At 58.4% G+C, this 15589-nt stretch carries 20 protein-coding genes; 9 read left to right on the top strand and 11 right to left on the bottom strand.

The genetic code is table 11. The features are described 5' to 3' along the window. Positions 1-2: 2 nt before the first annotated feature. Genes FIU92_RS04165 through FIU92_RS04155 form a run of 3 tightly spaced genes read left to right on the top strand, consistent with a single transcriptional unit; the run spans position 3 to position 1303 of the window. A complete protein-coding gene (locus tag FIU92_RS04165; RefSeq protein WP_152457359.1) occupies positions 3-431 on the top strand; it encodes a YeeE/YedE family protein in 429 nt (142 codons plus the stop codon). Beyond that, positions 431-862, top strand: coding sequence for a DUF6691 family protein (locus FIU92_RS04160; protein WP_152457358.1), 432 nt, complete (start codon positions 431-433; stop codon positions 860-862). Before FIU92_RS04165 ends, FIU92_RS04160 begins: the two co-directional genes overlap by 1 nt. 9 nt (positions 863-871) lie before the next feature. Further along, on the top strand, positions 872-1303 hold the full coding sequence (locus FIU92_RS04155) for a TIGR01244 family sulfur transferase (RefSeq protein WP_152457357.1): 432 nt from the start codon (positions 872-874) through the stop codon (positions 1301-1303). Between the two features lie 3 nt (positions 1304-1306). Here FIU92_RS04155 and FIU92_RS04150 read toward each other — a convergent pair whose 3' ends face one another. The 5 genes from FIU92_RS04150 to FIU92_RS04130 all read right to left on the bottom strand — a co-directional run bounded on the left by FIU92_RS04150 (position 1307) and on the right by FIU92_RS04130 (position 7223). Next, entirely contained in the window at positions 1307-2410 is a 1104-nt protein-coding gene (locus FIU92_RS04150; RefSeq protein ID WP_152457356.1) for a FliM/FliN family flagellar motor C-terminal domain-containing protein, read from the bottom strand. Positions 2411-2488: 78 nt separating this feature from the next. Further along, entirely contained in the window at positions 2489-5167 is a 2679-nt protein-coding gene (locus FIU92_RS04145) for a sensor histidine kinase (RefSeq protein WP_152457355.1), read from the bottom strand. After that, entirely contained in the window at positions 5167-5475 is a 309-nt protein-coding gene (locus FIU92_RS04140; protein ID WP_254705354.1) for a hypothetical protein, read from the bottom strand. The genes FIU92_RS04145 and FIU92_RS04140 overlap by 1 nt, the downstream gene beginning before the upstream one ends. Next, the gene (locus FIU92_RS04135; protein WP_152457354.1) at positions 5472-5852 is read right to left on the bottom strand and encodes a response regulator transcription factor; all 381 of its coding nucleotides are present in this window, start codon (positions 5850-5852) and stop codon (positions 5472-5474) included. Before FIU92_RS04135 ends, FIU92_RS04140 begins: the two co-directional genes overlap by 4 nt. Positions 5853-5930: 78 nt before the next feature. Next, complete coding sequence (locus FIU92_RS04130; RefSeq protein ID WP_152457353.1) at positions 5931-7223, bottom strand: helix-turn-helix domain-containing protein; 1293 nt, start codon at positions 7221-7223, stop codon at positions 5931-5933. Positions 7224-7412: 189 nt separating this feature from the next. On the opposite strand from FIU92_RS04130, the gene FIU92_RS04125 reads away from it, so the two are divergent. From FIU92_RS04125 to aat, 4 genes are all read left to right on the top strand, one after another. Next, positions 7413-7949: a LuxR C-terminal-related transcriptional regulator gene (locus FIU92_RS04125; RefSeq protein WP_152457352.1), complete on the top strand. Its 537-nt coding sequence runs from the start codon at positions 7413-7415 to the stop codon at positions 7947-7949. A 151-nt stretch (positions 7950-8100) separates the two neighbouring features. Beyond that, positions 8101-8601 (top strand): acetyl-CoA carboxylase biotin carboxyl carrier protein, encoded by a 501-nt coding sequence (gene accB, locus FIU92_RS04120; protein ID WP_152457351.1) that lies wholly within the window; start codon positions 8101-8103, stop codon positions 8599-8601. A gap of 9 nt (positions 8602-8610) precedes the next feature. Further along, complete coding sequence (gene accC / locus FIU92_RS04115) at positions 8611-9960, top strand: acetyl-CoA carboxylase biotin carboxylase subunit (protein WP_152457350.1); 1350 nt, start codon at positions 8611-8613, stop codon at positions 9958-9960. 48 nt (positions 9961-10008) lie between these two features. Next, on the top strand, positions 10009-10641 hold the full coding sequence (aat, locus tag FIU92_RS04110; RefSeq protein ID WP_216646561.1) for a leucyl/phenylalanyl-tRNA--protein transferase: 633 nt from the start codon (positions 10009-10011) through the stop codon (positions 10639-10641). On the opposite strand, the gene FIU92_RS04105 is transcribed toward aat, so the two are convergent. The 6 genes from FIU92_RS04105 to FIU92_RS04080 all read right to left on the bottom strand — a co-directional run bounded on the left by FIU92_RS04105 (position 10596) and on the right by FIU92_RS04080 (position 14478). Beyond that, on the bottom strand, positions 10596-10964 hold the full coding sequence (locus tag FIU92_RS04105) for a DUF2155 domain-containing protein (RefSeq protein ID WP_152457348.1): 369 nt from the start codon (positions 10962-10964) through the stop codon (positions 10596-10598). The genes aat and FIU92_RS04105 overlap by 46 nt on opposite strands. Continuing rightward, on the bottom strand, positions 10961-11413 hold the full coding sequence (gene mlaD, locus FIU92_RS04100) for an outer membrane lipid asymmetry maintenance protein MlaD (protein ID WP_152457347.1): 453 nt from the start codon (positions 11411-11413) through the stop codon (positions 10961-10963). Before mlaD ends, FIU92_RS04105 begins: the two co-directional genes overlap by 4 nt. Before the next feature lie 11 nt (positions 11414-11424). Next, positions 11425-11808: an NADH:ubiquinone oxidoreductase subunit NDUFA12 gene (locus FIU92_RS04095; RefSeq protein WP_152457346.1), complete on the bottom strand. Its 384-nt coding sequence runs from the start codon at positions 11806-11808 to the stop codon at positions 11425-11427. A gap of 79 nt (positions 11809-11887) precedes the next feature. Then, positions 11888-12250, bottom strand: a complete 363-nt coding sequence (locus FIU92_RS04090; RefSeq protein ID WP_152457345.1) for a RidA family protein — start codon at positions 12248-12250, stop codon at positions 11888-11890. 195 nt (positions 12251-12445) lie between these two features. Then, positions 12446-13714, bottom strand: a complete 1269-nt coding sequence (gene clpX, locus FIU92_RS04085) for an ATP-dependent Clp protease ATP-binding subunit ClpX (RefSeq protein WP_152457344.1) — start codon at positions 13712-13714, stop codon at positions 12446-12448. 131 nt (positions 13715-13845) lie between these two features. Then, on the bottom strand, positions 13846-14478 hold the full coding sequence (locus tag FIU92_RS04080) for an ATP-dependent Clp protease proteolytic subunit (protein WP_117869644.1): 633 nt from the start codon (positions 14476-14478) through the stop codon (positions 13846-13848). Positions 14479-14846: 368 nt separating this feature from the next. Here FIU92_RS04080 and FIU92_RS04075 point away from each other — a divergent pair, with 368 nt between their 5' ends. Together FIU92_RS04075 and FIU92_RS04070 are read left to right on the top strand one after the other, a co-directional pair. Further along, a complete protein-coding gene (locus FIU92_RS04075; RefSeq protein WP_152457343.1) occupies positions 14847-15188 on the top strand; it encodes a helix-turn-helix transcriptional regulator in 342 nt (113 codons plus the stop codon). A gap of 61 nt (positions 15189-15249) precedes the next feature. Next, positions 15250-15387: an entericidin A/B family lipoprotein gene (locus FIU92_RS04070; protein WP_152457342.1), complete on the top strand. Its 138-nt coding sequence runs from the start codon at positions 15250-15252 to the stop codon at positions 15385-15387. Positions 15388-15589: the final 202 nt, after the last annotated feature.

Genomic DNA, 15589 nt, shown 5'->3' with positions numbered 1-15589 from the left:
ACATGAACATCGAGTGGATCTGGGGGTTGTGCGGTGGCCTGCTGATTGGCCTGGGCGGAGCCGTTTACCTGCTTGGAAATGGCAGGATCATGGGGGCAAGCGGCATTTTGGGTGGCCTTGTCGACGGTGAGGCCCGCGACACCAAAGCCGAACGCCTGGCCTTCATCGCCGGGTTGATCGGTATGCCGCTTCTGCTGCGGCCACTGATCGCCCCCGAGGCCCAAACGCATCTCACCAGCAATCTGGGCCTTGTTGTTGTGGCCGGGCTTCTGGTCGGTGTGGGAACGCGTATCGCTAATGGCTGCACGTCGGGTCACGGGGTCTGTGGCATCTCGCGATTTTCTCTGCGCGGCATCGTGGCCACCGTATTCTATATCCTTGCCGGCGGAATGACCCTCGTTCTGCTGCGCCATGTTTGGGGGTTGATCTGATGCGCCTTTTGATTGCTTTGCTCGCAGGATCGCTGTTCGGTGCCGGATTGTTGATTTCGGGCATGACGGACACGACCAAGGTTCAGGGCTGGTTGGATGTTTTCGGAAACTGGGACCCGACCCTGGCCTTTGTGATGGGCGGCGCCATCCTGCCGATGCTTGTGGCCTGGAGGCTGACCTCTGGGCGCAAGGCCTTGACCGGAGGCGATTTTCCACCTCCTCCGAGGTCCGAGGTTGATCGCAGGCTCATCATTGGTTCCGTCCTGTTCGGAATGGGCTGGGGCTTGGCCGGGCTTTGCCCGGGACCGGCGATGGCCTCGCTGACATATGGTGGTTTGGGTGGCTTGGTCTTCCTGATCGCGATGGTTGCAGGCATGTTCATCGCGCCAACGCTGGGGGCGCAACTGGACAGAGCCGCAAACGCGGCCTAAGGATTTGGCATGGAGATTCGACCGATCACGCCCCGCTATGCTGTCTCACCGCAGATCACGGTAGAAGACGTCCCGGCAATTGCCGAGGCAGGCTTCGTCAAGGTGATCTGCAACCGGCCCGATGTTGAGGTTCCAGCGATCATGCAATCCGACGCGATCGGTGAAGCCGTCCGTGCGGCTGGCATGGAATACGAGGTGTTGGAGCTGACCCACCAGACCATGACGCCCGAGATTGCAAAGCAGCAGCGTGACCTGGCAGAAAGCTGCGATGGCCCGGTTCTGGCTTATTGCGCCTCGGGCACTCGATGTTCGGTGGTCTGGGCCCTTGGTCAATGCGACCGCATGAGCACGGACGACATTCTGGCCGCCACGACAAATGCCGGGTATCAACTGGAAAACCTGCGCCCTGCCCTGGAACACTTCCGCAGCAAGGCAGACTAGCCCCTATTCCGCGCCGGGATTCGTGTCGGCCGCGTCAAGGCCAGCCAGTTGCGAAATCTCTGCGACCATGCGTTCGGAATCGTTCAGTGACAGATCGTTGTCCGTCAGGTCCAAACCCGCGTCCTCTATTGCCGGAGGCATGACATCCACCGCGCCGGAAACCGGTTCGACCAGGTCATCGTGCGGCTGCATTCTCCCTCGGCTTTCGATGAACTCCTGCGCGTCGTCCCCCGACAAGGCGGGCGGGGTCGAATGTTCGTTCAACCGAACGGCGCGCAACCCGCCACATTGACCAAGGCGGCCAATGCCCGCTGGCTTTCGGTCGATGGTCAAAATCTCAGTTCTGTCCAGGCGCGCCCCGCGCAACGGCAAAACACATCCAGGTTGAATTTCTGACAGATCGGACAGTGGCAGCGACATCCGGCACAAGACGGCGTTCAGTTCCGCGCGAACAACACCCGATGCCTGCTCAAGCCGGGGACCGGCCGGGTCCGTGACCTCCTCTGCCTTTTCCGGCGTGGCAGGATGCTCTGGAAGAAAGATCGAGATCTGTCCCTGCTGCGCCCCGCCGGCCAGATCAACCGTCAGATCGAAGACGCGGTATTCATCTTCAGTCATGGCCAACGACAAGCCGCGCGAATCTTTCGTACGTGCCGCGAACTCGTATCCCGTCAGGCAGACCTGCTCGGCCGCAGCGTCTATTGAGCCGGCGGTCAAGGTCAGAGCGGTTTCGATAAATGGCACCACCATGGCGGCGTCCGTATCCGTAAAGGCCCTTGGGTCGGGATCACCGGGCAGTACTTCACCGATGGTCTGGGTTTGCACAATGGCGGACACCACATGCGGGCTCAGGCAAATCCCTGCGCGCGCCTCCGGCCCGTCAAACACCAGCATAAGCCAATCCTGAGCGACTGATTCCACCATGTCATCCTGCGTGCGGCTGGCCTGTTTTGCCCCGATGACAGCCAAGGGAAGGTTCAATCGATCACTTGCCGCCCGCGCAAACCCCAAGCGCAGCGCCCGCAGAACCGAACGCGGGCGATCGCCCAGATCTTTTCGTCCAACAGACAGTTTGCGCGCCAAAGCGGCGCTGACGGTTTGTGACATGGCGCCCGATCACCAGTTGCTTCAATAACTGGCTATTGGTTTACCCTGCCGAGCGTTACGAAGTTCTTTATGGCCGTGTCATTGCGCGGCCTGCTGGAAAGCCAAAGGCAAGCTGACCCGGAACGCCGCACCGCCCTGCCCAGGCAAATAGGTGATCTCACCGCCCAACCGCTGCATGATCTCACGGCAAATGGCCAGGCCCAGACCTGCGCCCCCCGCCTTGTCGACCCCGACACGGGCAAATTTTTCGAACACCATCGAACGCGCGCCCGGTGGAATGCCGCTGCCGTTGTCGATGAAATCTATGATGACCCTGCCGCCGACGTCGTGGGCTGAAATGACCAATACCGGTTCTTCCGCGTCACAGTATTTCTGCGCGTTCGAGATCAGATTGATGAACACCTGCCCCAACCGGTCCAGATCCGTATACAGGCGCATTCGCTCTGCCGTAAGAGTCCGCCGGACCATGATTTTCCGCTCTGCTCCGGCCAGTGCGCTGGACACCGCCCGGTCCAGAACCGAACGCAAACTGTCATCGCTGAGGTTCAGATTGACCTGCCCGTTTTCCAGCACGCTTAAGTCCAGCAGATCGTCGAGAAGCCGGGTCAGGCGCAAGGCCTCATCGTGAATGATTGCGGCATAGCGGGTCTGCTCCTCTCGGCTCAGGCCCTCTGTATCCCGCATGATCTCGGAAAACGCTCGGATCGAGGTCATCGGCGTGCGCAACTCGTGACTGACCTGGCTGAGGAAGCTGTCTTTTTGCTCGGAAATCTGCGTCAGTTTGGTGTTTGCTTCGCGCAATTGGCGCGCCGTACGGGACAATTCCGACGACTTCTCTTCCAACTTCCCCGAATACTCCAAAAGCTGGGCCGATTCATCCGCCACCGCCAGCAGATCTTCTACGGAAACTGAAGACCCACCGACGATTTGCGCAATCATCGCATGCGCCGTGGCGGTGCCGACCGACCCGCTCAACTCTCGCTCCAGCCGGTTCAGGAAACCCGGGGTCGGTTCTGGCATATGCGACCGGCCGCCCTGTTTTTCAGCCTCTGCCTGAAAGAACTCCTGCGCCGGGGCGGCGCCCAGAATACGCTGTGTCATGATCATCAGGTCTTCGCTTTGCGCCACCGAGCCGGACCAGCCACCGGGTGAAACCGAGTGATCGAAAACATTGACGAACTGCGCCCCCTGCAAACGCTCCAGAGGGCTGGGAAAACTCAGAAGGGACGCTATGCAAAAGGCAATGGTGTTCAGGGACAGGGACCACATCACGGTATGGACCATCGGATCGATCCCTTCGATCCCGAACAGGGCATGAGGACGCAACCAGGCAAGGCCGAACAGCCCATTCTGCATGACGGCTTCCGGCATCCACGGCGCGCCCATACCTGGCAACAACAGCGTATATATCCAAAGTGCGAAACCTACGCTCAACCCGACCAGCGCCCCTGTCCGGGTTGCTCCGCGCCAGAACAATCCCCCGACCAAAGCTGGCAGAATCTGTGAAATTCCGGCAAAGGCAATCAATCCGATCGAGGCCAGTGCCGCACCCCCACCGGACAACCGATAATAAAAGTATCCCAACGCCATGATCACGGCGATGGACACGCGGCGCGCAACCAGAACGATGCTGCGCACATCGCCCGAGACCGAGCCCGTACCCTCATGCGTGTTCAACCAAATGGGCATGACCACATGATTCGAAACCATCGTCGACAAGGCCATTGCGCTGACGATGACCATCGACGTTGCGGACGAAAACCCGCCGATAAAGGACAGCATGGCCAACCAGTCATTGCCCTGCGACAGCGGCACCGTCAGCACGAACAGATCGGGATTGGCCCCCTCTGGCAACAGATCCAGACCAACGACGGCAATTGGCACGACAAAAAGGCTCATCAAAAGCAGATAGAGCGGAAACGCCCAGGCGGCGGTTCGCAGATGGCTTTCGTCATCGTTTTCGACCACCATCACCTGAAACATGCGCGGCAGGCAGATAAAGGCCGCGGCGGATAGGAATATGAAAGTCGTCCAGCGCCCGGCGTCGACGTTCCACTGTCCGATTTCCGAGGCATCTATCCTCTCCATCATCGGGCCAATGCCACCGGCAATGCCCCACACCACGAAAACGCCCACGGCGATAAGAGCAAACAGTTTGACAACGGCCTCCACGGCGATGGCGGTGACCACACCGTGGTGACGCTCGTTCACGTCCAGATTGCGCGTGCCGAATAGAATTGCGAACACGGCAAGCCCCGCTGCCATCCAGAATACGCTGGACCCTTCGCGATACAGACCCGATGGATCGGCTTCGGCGAAAATCGAAAAGGACAGGGTGATCGATTGCAACTGGAGCGCGATGTAGGGTGTCCCGCCAAGCACGGCAAGAACGGTCACACACACGGCAAGCGTGTTCGACTTGCCATAGCGCGATGACAACAGGTCCGCGATCGAGGTCACCCGCTGACTGCGCCCGACCCTCACCAGTTTGCGCAGTCCCCACCACCAACTGACCATCACCAGGGTTGGGCCAAGGTAAATCGTTACAAACTCCAACCCGGACCGCGCGGCATTGCCCACCGCACCATAGAACGTCCACGCCGTGCAATAGATCGACAGCGACAAGGTATAGATCAGGGGCGAGCGCAGCCACTTGCCCCGCCCTGCCGCAGCCATCCGGTCAGCAGCGAAAGCCACGGCGAACAAGAAGATGACATAGCCAAGGCAGACCAGGATCAGCGTGTTAATGGTTGCCATCACTCAGCGTCCGCGTCTTGATCCTCGCGCACGCCCAAACGGCGCGCGGCAATTCCAAAAACCAGCCCTACCAGGATCAGAGCACCCCAGCAGATAAAGATGTAATACATTGCCGAAGACAAGGGGACAGCCTCGCCCTTGCCGGGCTGATCGGGCCACAACAACGGAAGCGCCAGCAGCGCCGCCCCCAAGAACGGCAGCAGCCGCGCCGCATCCGCCAGCCTACGTCGGCGATAGCTTTGACGTTCGAGAAAAAGCGAGGGGCGTGCGCCCTGTGGTGCGCCCTTTTTGCCCTCGCCAGACATCATATTCGCGTCGCCTGCGCGTGAAGATCGCGCACGGCCGTCAGAACTTCGGCATTGGAAAACGGTTTGGTCATGAAACGGCTGACACCAGCGTTTTCCGCCATTTCCCTGTCGCGCGACTGACCGCGCGCCGTCAGCATCAAAACCGGCAAACCTGCCAGCTCTTCCATCTCTCGGATGTCCCGCAGGATATCCATGCCGCTCTTGCCCGGCAGCATGACGTCCAGAATGACCAGATCGGGTTGTGCCCTCTGAATCACCTGAACCGCATCCGTGCCATCGCCATGCGTGTCCACCTGCCATCCCTCGCGGGTCAGCAGAAACCGGATTGCCTCGGCAATGTTCGGCTCGTCCTCGATCAACAGAACCTTACGGCTCATATTTTCAGTTCCTCCCCAAGACCGTTCCTCCATCCTCAGATCGGTCCCCACCAGATTAAGCCTTCTGTCGGGAAAGTGTCAAAAGCCTTCGCTCAAAATCGACGGTTCACGGCGGGCCTTGCAAGCATTGCTGGGACAGACGCGGCAGTTTGGCCCGACTTGCGTGACCGGAGCGTCACCTGCCGCCTCGTTGCCCGAACGGACCAGCATAACCGAGCGATAAACGGGATCCTGATCATACCCCAATACCGCATAAGGCCAAGCATAGGCGAAGCATTCGAATTCAGCCGGGGTCCGCCCCATCTGGACAACCTGCTTGCGCACCGGAACAAGTGGGCGGCTCAAAGCCGTGAACAACGGCCACAGCGGGCAAACCTCACCATGCCGCGCCAAAGCAAAGCCCGGAATCGGCTTGATGAACAATATGCTGCCGGATGCATCGCACAGCACCATGCCAACCGGCTGCGGCAACACGTCATCGGGTATGAACGCCAATCGACGCAGAACGGTGGCGACGTCCACGGAAAAGCGATAAGCCAACGCGATGGGATCCGTGTCGCCTTTTTGCAGGCTCGATCGAAGCGCATCCAGCGGCAAAGCGATTGCATCATCGCGATACATCTTCAAAACTTCACGCGCCACAGTTCGGGCCGCCGACGTGTTGAGACTGCTCAGATCAACGGCATCCACGTCCTCGCCCTGTTCCAATTCCGGAAAACTGTACCTGCGGGTTTCGAAGAACGCTTCGACCTCTTCAAGCGGAACACCGCGCGGATCAATTGACGAGTCGCTTTCGTCCAGAAAGGTTACAAGTGCCTTTGAACTCCCGGCCAGCCGCTCTGCATCCTGGTGCAGGTTTTTGTGAAACCGTTCCCGCCACTCTGCTTCGATGTCCTCTGTGTCTGCAAGAATTGCCGCTGTTGACCGAATCGCCGCCGCCGTCGACAGCACTTCGTGCATAGATGCCGCAAGATGCGGGTCATGAGTCAGCCGGTCCGACAAGATCTCGACATTCCGCTCAAGCGAAACAACCCGGCGGTGCATCTGCGCAAGAACTCCGGCCCATCCGGGAAAGCGCCCGGCAAATTCCTCCAGCCCGTCCACTTCGGCCTGCTGCCCGACGGCGTCATCCGCCGCCTCCCGCAGGGCCGACACAAGGGTTGCCTCGATCCCCTGTGTCAGGACAGAGGGTTCGACGGAAAGCGCAGACGCAATATCCACCAGCAATTTGCCACCGATCCGGCGGCGGTTATGTTCGATCAGATTCAAGTAAGACGCGGATATCCCGGCAAGGCGGGCAAGTTCCGCCTGCCGAAGCCCTGCAATCTGCCGTCTTTCCCGAATACGGCTTCCCGTCAGCATATCACGCATGATCGTATTCTCCTGGCCAGGATTCAGCCTCTTTTTTCAGAACATATCATGTGTTTCACTGGTTTACCGAGATATTTTCAAACCATGTTTACAACCTTAACAAAAGCGGCAGCCGCCAATGCGCATCAATGGCCACAAGAAACCGCATCTCCCCTTCAATTCCGCGTGGTTTCCCGGCACGATAAGCGGATGAGTGACCCCGCCTTTGAATACGCACCGATCGGGCTTGTTGAACTGGAAAACCGGATCATCAGACGCTGCAATCTGCAATTCGCCCGCACTTTCGGCGGGGAAGAGGCCGATTACCGCAACATGCCGCTGTTGCATCTCTACCCTTCGGTCGCGGATTGGGAGAGGATCGGGGAACGCAGCCTGCAAGTGATGCGAGACACCGGGTACTATACGGATGAGCGCGTCATGCGGCGGCGCAATGGCGATCTGTTCTGGTGCCGCGCCCGTGGCCGCTCTTTGACGCCCGATGACCCGTTCCGCCATGGAATCTGGAGCTTTTCCGACATCTCGGAAGAACGTCCCCTTGTCGAATTGACCGTTCGAGAACGCGAAGTGGCGATCCTGTCCTGCCGCGGCCTGTCCGCCAAAGAAATCGGCGCCGAACTGGGCCTGAGTTACCGCACAATCGAAGCCTATCGCGCCCGCCTGCTTGAGAAATTCGGCGCCCGCAAACTGTCCGAGCTTGTCGCCAAATTGTCAGGGATGCCTCTGTAATCTGTCCGCCCCTTTAAATTATACGGGATTCCCGCCTGTGATGGTGCGAGTCGGCGCTTTTCATGCACCGCCGCTTAGCCTATAACCCTGCGTAATTTGATCAGAGCCCGCAAGAAACAGACGGGCCAAAGGGGAACCGTCGAGGACACTCATGACAGACACCAAACACGAAGCGGATGTGGCATTCATCAAGGCTCTGGCCGAGTTGCTGCGTGACAATGACCTGACCGAATTGCAGGTCAAGCGCGAATATGGCGAGGAGGACAGCCTGAACGTGCGCGTAAGCCGCATGACACAGGCCGCAGCCGCACCAGTTCAGGTTGCCGTCCCTGCGGCAGCACCAGCTCCTGCCGCTGCTGCTGCGGCTGCGCCTGCCGTGGCCGAAGCCCCTGCCGCTCAGGAAGATCCGGCCAGCCACCCTGGCGCGGTGACCTCACCCATGGTTGGAACCGTCTACATGCAGCCCGAGCCCGGCGCGCCCGCATTTATCTCGGTCGGCGCTTCCGTGTCCGAAGGCGACACGCTGCTGATCGTCGAAGCGATGAAGACCATGAACCACATCCACGCGCCCAAGTCGGGCACGATCAAACGTGTTCTGGTCGGCGATGGCGACGCTGTGGAGTTCGGCACACCTCTGGTCATCATCGAGTAAGGCGGGCCCATGTTCGACAAGATCCTGATTGCCAACCGAGGCGAGATCGCCCTGCGCGTCATCCGCGCCGCCCGCGAGATGGGGATTAAGACGGTAGCCGTCCACTCCACCGCGGATAGCGACGCAATGCATGTGCGCATGGCGGACGAATCGGTCTGCATCGGCCCCCCGCCCAGCCCCCAAAGCTACCTGTCCGTGCCCGCGATCATTTCGGCCTGTGAAATCACCGGTGCGCAGGCGATCCACCCCGGCTATGGCTTCCTGTCCGAGAATGCCGAGTTCGTGCAGATCGTCGAAGATCACGGCATCACGTTCATCGGCCCCACCGCGGAACACATCCGCGTCATGGGCGACAAGATTACGGCCAAGGACACGATGAAGGCTCTGGGCGTGCCTTGCGTGCCGGGATCAGACGGCGGCGTGCCTGATCTTGCGACGGCCAAGAAGATCGGTGAGGAATTCGGCTATCCGGTCATCATCAAGGCTACCGCAGGCGGCGGTGGTCGCGGCATGAAAGTTGCGATGAACGCTGACGAAATGGAAAGCGCCTTCATGACTGCGCGGGCCGAGGGCAAGGCCGCTTTTGGCAATGACGAAGTCTATATCGAGAAATACCTGACCACGCCGCGCCATATCGAAATTCAGGTGTTTGGCGACGGTAAAGGCAAGGCTGTTCATCTGGGCGAACGGGATTGTTCGCTTCAGCGGCGCCACCAGAAGGTGTTCGAAGAGGCCCCCGGCCCCTGCATCACACCCGAAGAACGCGCCAGGATCGGCAAGATCTGCGCGGATGCGGTCGCGAAAATCAACTATATCGGTGCCGGCACCATCGAGTTCCTCTACGAAAATGGCGAGTTCTATTTCATCGAAATGAACACCCGCCTTCAGGTGGAACATCCGGTCACCGAAGGTATCTTTGGCGTCGATCTGGTGCGCGAACAAATCCTTGTCGCAGCGGGTGAACCGATGTCGTTCGATCAGGACGATCTGGAAATCAACGGCCACGCCATCGAGGTTCGGATCAACGCCGAAAAGCTGCCAAATTTCTCGCCCTGCCCCGGCAAGATCACCGCGTACCACGCGCCGGGGGGCCTTGGCGTTCGAATGGACTCGGCTCTGTATGACGGGTATTCGATTCCACCCTATTATGACTCTCTGATCGCCAAGCTGATCGTGCAGGGCCGTGACCGGGCCGAAGCGCTGGCCCGACTGGAACGCGCGCTGGGGGAATTGATTGTCGACGGTATCGATACCACGGTCCCTCTGTTCCACGCACTCTTGCAGGAACCCGATCTGCGCAGCGGCGACTACAACATCCACTGGCTGGAGCGCTGGCTTGCGGAGAACATGGAACAATAGTCACCAAGGACCGGAGGGCCTATGCCCTCCGGTTGCCTCATACCTGACATGAGCCTGTCTCCCGAACTTTTGTTGCATGGCTATTCCATCGGTATCTTTCCGATGGCCGAGCATCGCGATGACCCCGAGCTGTTTTGGGTCGATCCCAAGTTTCGCGGCGTCTTTCCATTGGACGGTTTCCACGTTTCTCGAAGCCTGGCGCGCCGTATCCGAAACTGCGGGTTCGATATCTCGATCGACCAGGACTTTTCCGGCGTCGTCGACGGGTGTGCCGACAGGGCAGATACCTGGATCAACGCCGAACTTCATGACCTGTACCGTCAGTTGCACCAAACCGGGCATGCGCATTCACTGGAAGTATGGGAAAACAACAACCTGGTGGGCGGCGTCTATGGCGTGACCCTGGGCGCAGCATTTTTCGGCGAAAGCATGTTTTCAAGACGCAAAGACGCCTCGAAAATCGCCCTCGCCTATCTTGTGGACCGCCTGCGGCAAACCGGCTTCCGTCTGTTTGACACGCAGTTTCTGACCGCGCACCTGGCCTCTTTGGGCGCAATCGAAATTCCGCGCGGCGCCTACAAGAAAGCGCTGGAAGAGGCCTTGAACCACAGCGCCGATTTCTCGGCACCGCTGAATCAGTCGGCGGCAGGTGTGATACACCGTATGACCCAAACGTCATAACGCGCGTGATCCAGCGCGTTCAACGCGGGGGAGGTTGCGATCATCCAACCGTCAAACAGCTGATCGGCCTTTCCGCTCTCCCAGATGGTCAGATAGGCGAACGCGTCACCCGTTGGATTGTCAACGGGAAAACGGCAATCTCCCAAGGCAACATCCAGCCCAAATACCGCTACCGTCTCGCCGGTTTTCAATTCAACATCGACGGTCTGGCCGTTCACCTTGTCCAGGCCCCGCAACATTGCCCCGGGTCCAGATTGAACTTTCTGCTGCGCGGCCGCACCAGTGGCGGCCAGAAACAAGGCAAGAAACGCGGCGCGTATCATTCGCTGCCGTCTCCGGCTACGAACTTGACCAGAAGAGAAATCAGGCTGACCGCGCCCTGCGTATCCTCGATCTCGTCGCCGGGTTCAAAGTAGAATGGCGACCCACCGGGCATCACCTCGACGAAATTGCCCCCCAGCAAACCTTCTGAGGAAATGACAATGGCACTGTCGTCCGGCACCAGAATTCCGTCCGCAATCGTGAAAGTCGTGTCAGCGCGATAGGTTTCAGGGTTCAGGGTGACGCCCGTCACGGTTCCTATCTTGACGCCGGCAAGGCGCACATCCGTGCCGACACCCACACCCTCAAGAGATCTGAAAGACGCGCCCAGTTCGTATCCAGCAGCCCCTTGCGACAAGCCCGTTGATTGGCTGGCATAGACACCAAATGCCACAGCACCGGCCAAAACGACGCCGCCGACAAGAACTTCGGTCCAGTTATGGGTCGACATTATCGCCTCGTTTATTCCGGGCTCCAGGCCTCATAGTCCTTACGTTCAACCGGTTCCGCTCGACGCAGAGATCCGGCAGGAGCATAGGCCAGCGCGGTGCCAGTCAGGTTTTCCTGATGTGGTTTTTCCCAGGATTTATGCGGCAGCGGTTTATCTGTCGGAGGTTCGTCCCAAGTGCGATGCAACCAACCATGCCATTCAGGATCAACCCGGCTGGCTTCGGCCTCGCCATTGAAGATAACCCAACGCTTGCTGTCATCGGCATTGCGATAGAACACGTTGCCTTCATTGTCTTCGCCCACTTTCACGCCCTTGCGTGCAGTGTAGATCTGAGTGTTCAAAGTTGACCCATTCCACCAGGTAACGGCTCGCAAAAGACTGTTCAGGATTCCCATCGGGTGCCTCCGGCATTTCGTCGAAGAAAGGTATGGACCAAAGGCCCGCCAAGGTCCAGTGCCCCTGATACCACCTGCGTCACTCCGGCAGAAAGGCGGTCACTTCGATCTCGATCCTGTATTTCGGATCAATCAAACCGCATTCAATCATTGTCGCTGCCGGAGGATTGGTGCCAAAAGTTTCGGCCAGGATCGGCCAGCACGGCGCAAACTCACTGCGATCGGGCAGCATGTATGTGACCCGAACCACATCGTCAAAGCCTGCGCCCGCCTCAGCCAGCGCCTTGCCGATGATGTCCAGCGCAGACCGGCATTGCGCCACCACGTCCTCGCCCTGCCCGACGGTCCCGGCGACATGAACCCATCCGCCCGCGACCACCGCACGGCAGTACCCGACTTTGGCTTCGAACTCACCGCCCGAAGAAACGCGCTTCACTGCCATAATCCGTCACCTTTGTTGTTCGAAAACTTGCTTAAGCTTCCGCCGCATAACTGCACCGACACTCATGTGCGAGCGACGGATCCACAGCTTCATCTGGCTAATAATATCCCGGGGGAGATGCCCGAAGGGCAGCGGGGGCAGAGCCCCCTGAACCGGTTCAAGTGAAGTCCCACCGTCGCGGCAAATAGCCCGGCCTCAGCCCGCCGAGGCCGATTCCTTGGCCGCATCGGCATAGATGAACAGCGGCTGTGCGTCGGACATCACCGCCTCTTCGTTCACCACAACCTCGCTGACATTTTTCATGCCCGGCAGTTCGAACATGGTGTCCAGCAGAATATCCTCGAGAATAGACCGCAGGCCGCGCGCACCGGTTTTGCGCTCGATGGCCTTTTTTGCGATTGCTTTCAAGGCATCATCCGTAAAGGCCAGTTCAACATCTTCCAGTTCGAACAAACGCTGGTATTGCTTGACCAATGCGTTCTTGGGTTTGGTCAGGATGGTCACCAGCGCGTCTTCATCCAAATCCTCAAGCGTCGCCAGAACCGGCAGACGACCGACGAATTCCGGGATCAGTCCGAATTTCAGCAGATCCTCGGGTTCCAGATCCTTGAATATCTCACCCACACCGCGGTCGTCATTGTCGCGCACATCGGCACCAAAGCCCATGGCCGAGCCTTTGCCACGTTGCGCGATGATCTTGTCCAGACCCGCGAATGCACCGCCACAGATGAACAGAATGTTCGTCGTGTCCACTTGCAGGAATTCCTGCTGGGGATGCTTGCGGCCACCCTGTGGGGGGACGCTGGCCACTGTCCCCTCCATCAGTTTCAGCAAGGCCTGCTGCACGCCCTCACCCGACACGTCACGCGTGATCGAAGGGTTTTCGGATTTGCGGGTAATCTTGTCGACCTCATCGATATAGACGATGCCGCGCTGCGCGCGTTCGACGTTGTACTCACTCGCCTGCAACAGCTTGAGGATGATGTTTTCGACATCCTCACCCACATAGCCGGCTTCGGTCAGGGTCGTCGCGTCGGCCATGGTAAACGGCACATCCAGAATACGCGCCAGCGTTTGCGCCAGCAGCGTCTTACCGCAACCGGTCGGACCGATCAGCAGGATATTCGACTTTGCCAGCTCGATATCGCTGCCCGCTTTCTGAGCGTGGTTCAAACGCTTGTAATGGTTGTGAACGGCCACCGACAGAACCCGCTTTGCCGTGGCCTGACCGATTACATAATCGTCCAGTACTTCGCAGATATCCTTGGGCGTCGGAACACCGTCAGATGACTTCAGCCCGCTGGCCTTGGTCTCTTCGCGGATGATGTCCATGCACAGCTCAACACATTCATCACAGATGAAAACTGTGGGGCCTGCGATCAGCTTACGGACTTCATGCTGGCTTTTGCCACAGAAGCTGCAGTAGAGCGTGTTTTTTCCATCGCCGCCTGAATTCGTCGCCATGATCTACCTTTCGGGCTTCGTCCCTGCGCCCCTTTTCGAGGGCGCTTACACCTGTGTGTGCAGCTTAGGCCAGCACTCTGGCGGCTACAATCTCAAAATGACCCCCGCGCCGGTGACGCGGGGTATCGGCCTCAGGCCTCTTCCGTGTCCATTTTCGCTCGGTTTTCGACAATCTCGTCGATGTGACCCCATTCCTTGGCCTCTTCCGGGCTCATGAAATTGTCACGATCCAGCGCTTTTTCGACCGCCTTTTTCGTCTGCCCCGTATGACGTACGTAGATGTCATACAGGCGATCCTTCAGCTTTTGCGTCTCGGCCGCGTGAATCATGATGTCGCTGGCCTGGCCCTGGTATCCGCCACTGGGCTGGTGCACCATGATGCGGCTGTTGGGCAGTGAAAAGCGCATTCCCTTCTCGCCCCCGGCCAAAAGGACCGAGCCCATCGAAGCCGCCTGACCGATCACCAATGTGGAACATTTCGGCTTGATGTATTGCATTGTGTCGTAAATCGACAAACCGCTGGTCACCACCCCGCCCGGCGAGTTGATGTAGATCGAGATTTCCTTGTTGGGGTTTTCCGCCTCGAGGTGCAGCAATTGCGCCACAACAAGATGGCTCATCCCATCATGAATCGGTCCGTTGATGAATATGATCCGCTCTTTCAGCAGGCGGGAGAAAATATCATAGGCGCGCTCGCCCCGGCTGGTCTGCTCAACGACCATGGGAACAAGTGTATTCATGTAGGTTTCTACGGGATCGAACATTCGTAACCTGCCTGTTTAGCTATGGATCGGGACAATATCCCAACAAGTGTTACCTGAGTCTTAGTGTCGGCTAAGGGGGGCTGCAAGGGGGGCAAGTGAGAACGCTGACCGAATGTCGATCATCATCAATCGTCAAGGCGAACCATCTGTTGTTTCCGGCAACGATCCGCAGATCGCCTTAAAGTGAATCATCTGCCCCCTCGCGTTGCGGGAACGTTCAATCCGAATTCCCCTTTCATACATCACGCTATTTTGATTCATACATATAGAAATGAATGTACGAAACATGTAGTGAAGGGTCTCACACTCACGTCTCTTTACGTAACGGAAACAACACCCGGCCAACGGGTTTGCAAGGAACTCAATCGATGGCACTTCCTCAGCTGTCCAATGACATGTCAAAAGAAGATTTTGACCGCATGGTCACCAACGCGACACGCGCTTCCAATTTTCTCAAGGCAATAAGCCACGAAGGCAGATTGATGATCCTCTGCCATCTGGTGTCCGGTGAAAAATCCGTCACCGAACTGGAAGAATTGCTGTCCGCCAGACAAGCCGCTGTATCACAGCAACTTTCCCGTCTGCGACTTGAAGGGTTGGTGATACCTCGCAGGGAAGGCAAAGCCATCTATTATCGTCTGGCGGATGATCGTCCCCGCCGCATGCTCGAAGTCGTTTACGAGCTCTTCTGCAGCGACGACCGGACCTAGGAACTGGCTCCGGCTGCTAAAAGGTGCTACCGAAAGACAATCGAGCACCAAGGAGACGAACATGATCCGCGTAATTCTGATGGGCCTGAGCCTGTTTGCACTGACTGCCTGCGAAACCGCCAAAGGCGCCGGCAAGGATATCGAAAAAGCCGGAGATGCCATCCAAGGCGCAGCAACCGACGTGCAGGAAAGCCTGTAATACACTTTATTTTGCGCCGCACGCGGGCGTTCTCTCAATATATAGTTGAAAGACATGGCTTGCCGCGGTAGCTTTCCCTTACAGGTGCATAGACGCGGCATTGCATCATCTGACGCTAAATCGGGGCTCTTTCGCACACGCAGAAGAGCCCCGGTCCCTTTCGGCAGGGGTGAGTGGTAGCCTGTATGAAACCGAAATCCGG

The organism is Ruegeria sp. THAF33 (genome assembly GCF_009363615.1).
Lineage (GTDB): Bacteria > Pseudomonadota > Alphaproteobacteria > Rhodobacterales > Rhodobacteraceae > Ruegeria.
Note: the sequence above shows the minus strand (reverse complement) of the source record. Positions and strands in the feature narration are given on the sequence as shown.